General features: G+C 68.3%; 3 protein-coding genes. 2 read left to right on the forward strand and 1 reads right to left on the reverse strand.

All coding sequences use genetic code 11. The features are described 5' to 3' along the window. Positions 1-5: 5 nt before the first annotated feature. Positions 6-308: a hypothetical protein gene (locus tag AC16DP_RS45620; protein ID WP_329726836.1), complete on the reverse strand. Its 303-nt coding sequence runs from the start codon at positions 306-308 to the stop codon at positions 6-8. A 160-nt stretch (positions 309-468) separates the two neighbouring features. Between AC16DP_RS45620 and AC16DP_RS45625 the strand changes: the two genes are divergently transcribed. Both AC16DP_RS45625 and AC16DP_RS45630 read left to right on the forward strand, forming a co-directional pair. Beyond that, the gene (locus AC16DP_RS45625; protein ID WP_329726838.1) at positions 469-2,307 is read left to right on the forward strand and encodes a serine/threonine protein kinase; all 1,839 of its coding nucleotides are present in this window, start codon (positions 469-471) and stop codon (positions 2,305-2,307) included. A 115-nt stretch (positions 2,308-2,422) separates the two neighbouring features. Further along, positions 2,423-3,352, forward strand: a complete 930-nt coding sequence (locus AC16DP_RS45630; RefSeq protein WP_329726837.1) for a DUF2381 family protein — start codon at positions 2,423-2,425, stop codon at positions 3,350-3,352. Positions 3,353-3,444: the final 92 nt, after the last annotated feature.

Raw genomic sequence — 3,444 nt, forward strand, 5'->3', positions numbered from 1 at the left:
AGGCATCAGGAGGAGGAGACCTGGCGGTCGAGGACGCTCCGGGCGATGTCGGAGTCGACGAGCTTGCGCTTGCGTCGAGCGGCCTCACGCAGACAGAGGGAGGCGAGGCGATCCAACTCGCGATGAGCCCCCTGGCTGGCCTCGTGCAGCAAGGCGACGGCGTCGAGCGGGAAGAGCTCGCGGTCACAGCCGGCGAGTTGGAGGCGGTGGCGCAGGTAGTCGGCGGAGTCGTCGGCGCTCACCGGCTCCAAGCGCACGCGGGAGTGGAGCCGGGAGAGCAGAGACTTGCGCGAGCTCTTGTCGCTCATGGGTCCTCCATGCGGTGTACGGACGGAGGGCAACCAAGCCCACGTCCAGCGGCTTATGCCGCCGCTCACCAGGGAGTTGCCGCCCTGTCCGAGAAGTTGGCCCCGCGTGGGAGTCTCACCGGGTAGGTATCGGCCCCGGAGAACTGCTAGCGTGGGCGCCATGAACGAGCGGGACATGCCGGACCTGCCGCCCGGCACGAGCGTCAACGGCGCGATCATCGAGGAACTGGTGGATAGAGGGGGCTACGGCACCGTGTACCGGGCACGGGACAAGCTGTCTGGCACCCTGTTGGCCCTCAAGTTCGTCCCGCTCCACCGGGCCAAGCAGTGGGCCGAGCGCGAGGGCACCCTCGCCATGTACTTCCAGCACAAGAACCTCGTGCGGCAGGTGGGCTTCAGCTACTGGCCACCCGTGCTGCCCGAGTTCTTCTGCTTGAAGATGCTCTACGTCGAGGGCCGTCCGCTCGACGTGTGGGCCTGGGAAGAGAACCCCGACACCCTGGCCGTGATGGGCAAGATGGTGGGTGTGGTGCGGGGGCTGGCCGTGGTGCATGACGAGAAGGTCGTCCACCGGGACGTGAAGGAGGCCAACATCCTCGTGCGCGACGAGGATGGCGAGCCGGTGCTGTTGGACTTCGGGGCCGCCAAGCGTGAGGGGCAGGCCACCATCACCGAGGGCATGTTCCCCCCGGGGACGCCCAACTACCGCAGCCCGGAGGCGTGGCGCTTCGGCTTGGAGCACTGGAACGAGCGGCGAGTCACCTACCGGCCTGGGAAGGCCGATGACCAATACGCGCTGGGCGTGGTGCTCTACCGGCTGCTCACCCGTCGTTTCCCCTTCGAGGTGGCGTGGGATGACGAGGCATCGGTGAATGCCGCCATCAACAAGGAGCCCCTGCCGCCGCACATCGTCAACCCCAACGTGCCGCAGGTGGTGAGTGACGTGTGCATGAAGCTGTTGGAGAAGACGCCGGAGAAGCGCTACCCGAGCGTCCTGGAGCTGGGAAAGGAGCTGACGCACCTGCTGGCCCGTGCGGATGCGTCCTGGCGGGTGCCCCTGCATGACGGGCCTCGTCTACCGAGGAGAGGCCACCGGGGAGCAGCAGAGCGGAAGAAGAAGCCCGAGGCTGCCGCGCCACCCGTGGAGCCCATCCCGGCGACGCCGACCCCGGCCACGGTGGCGGACGTGCCCGTGCATGCCATGGCGCTCCAGGCGCTTCGGCGTGCGGTGGTGTGGATGGCCGTGCTGGTGGGCGCGGCCCTGGCCGGGTGGTGGCTCGCGCAGCGGTGGCAGCCCGAGCCCCCACCCGTGGCGTTGTCCTCCCCCTCCCAGACGTTGAAGTGGCTTCCCGGTCAGGAAGTGGCGCCCTCGTGGCCGCCGCCGGAAGCTGAACAGGCCGCAGCTCCGCCCCCGGCGAAGCAAACCCCTGCGGTCGTCGCCTCGCTGGTGACGCGACCCAAGGACGACGCCTTGAAGAAGCAGCAGGCCCCCAGCCCCCAGGGGGACACCAAGCAGAAGGGGACGCTCTCACCCATGGCGAAGTGGTGTGTTGGTGCCGCCGCAGCCGCCAACATGGCCTGTCCCGGTGCCCAGGTACGTCCCGGCCCCGCGCCAGAGGCGTGCCCGGCGGGTGCGGTCGAGACCATGACCAACACGCTCGGCCTCGCCGTCGAGCAGACCCATACGGTCCGCTTCCCCCAATGGAACATCCAGAACCATCCCGTCCCCGTGCGCGAGGGCTCCACGTCGGTGGAACTGAGCGGCACATGGGGGAAGCTGAAAGGGGGCACCGTCCTCCAGGGACGCCTCTACTTCGGAGAGGGTCGTATCTATGGCCGCTTCACCGAGGCCCGGACGCCCACGGGGGACTCGTACAAGGTCTGCCTGGAGATGCGGCAGGAGAGTAAGCGCGGCGCCGAAATGGAGGCCGGGTCTGGAAAGGACACCGCCAACATCTTCCCCGTCGTAGACGTGATGGCGGTCGAGCGATTCGAGTAGGACCGTGCTGGCGGTTGGCGGGCCGCAAGCCGGATATGGCCCAGGCACTACCAGGGGGGAAGGTGTGGTAGAGGCCACGTCTCCGGTCTCTTCCCGCTTCGAGAGGTTCCCGTTCGTGTTCGCCTCGTCCCCCGCCGCCCTCCTGGCGTTGGTGCTCCTCACGGGGGCCAGCGCCACCGCCCAACCGCCTCTGCCGGACTGTGAGGCGTCACCGTCCCGCGTGGAGCTGCCAGCGGAGCCCACCGGCGAGGTGCAGGTGGTGTGCATCAGCCCGGAGCTGCCCATCACCTTCCGCTTCGATTCGCCGCTGGTGCCGGGCTCGCTGGAGCTGCAAGCGCGCGAGCGGTTCGAGGACGTGGCGCCAGGGATGCGGAGCTTCACCCTTCATCCCCCGGCGGACCTCCAGACCGGGGAGCGGTTCAAGGTGGCGGTGCGCTTCGCGGATGGGGCGGCCCCGACGAGCGCCACCTTCATGCTGGTGGCCCACCCCGCGCTCGGGACACGGCAGGTGAACGTGTTTCGCCTCAAGCGCACCGTGGAGGACTACCAGCGGGAGAACCAGGAGGAGCGCAAGAAGTCCCAGCAGCTCGGCCAGGAGTTGGAGCGGATGCGGCTGGAGAAGGGACCGGGCGGGCTCACGGGGCTGATCGCCAGCGGGTTGATGGCGGTGGAAGACCAGAGCGTGAAGGCCGAGGAGATAACGAAGGGCATCACCCTGCCCGCGAGCAATGCCCTCGGTATTCTCAAGGCCATCAGCTATCGCTCGACGACACGCGCGAAGAACGTGGTGCGGGTGGCCGTGGCCGTGGAACTGGTGAACCTGGGCACGCAGCCCTGGACGCTCAAGGATGCGGCGCTGGTGGGCAAGGGCCAGGAGCCCAAGCCCATGAAGGTGAGCTGGCAGCCCTCGCCCATCCAGCCGGACCCAAAGGAGCTGGGCGTGGTCGTGGTGGAGTGGGAACTGACGGCCCGGGAAGCCCGGGGCTCCTTCACCTTGAAGATGTGGGACGAGGTAAGCGCTCGGCGGACCACACCTTCCGCATGAGGGAGGAGCCGTTCAGCGTCGCGTTCCAGGAGGTGTAGACATGGGACGCAACACGGAAAAAGTGGACGCAACGCTGGCGAGGGCCGCGGCAA

Source organism: Archangium sp. (genome assembly GCF_057119385.1).

Excerpts from the sequence above, each read along its gene's own strand:
- AC16DP_RS45625 (WP_329726838.1), top strand. The coding sequence starts at position 469 with ATGAACGAGCGGGACATGCCGGACCTGCCGCCCGGCACGAGCGTCAAC.
- AC16DP_RS45620 (WP_329726836.1), bottom strand. The coding sequence starts at position 308 with ATGAGCGACAAGAGCTCGCGCAAGTCTCTGCTCTCCCGGCTCCACTCC.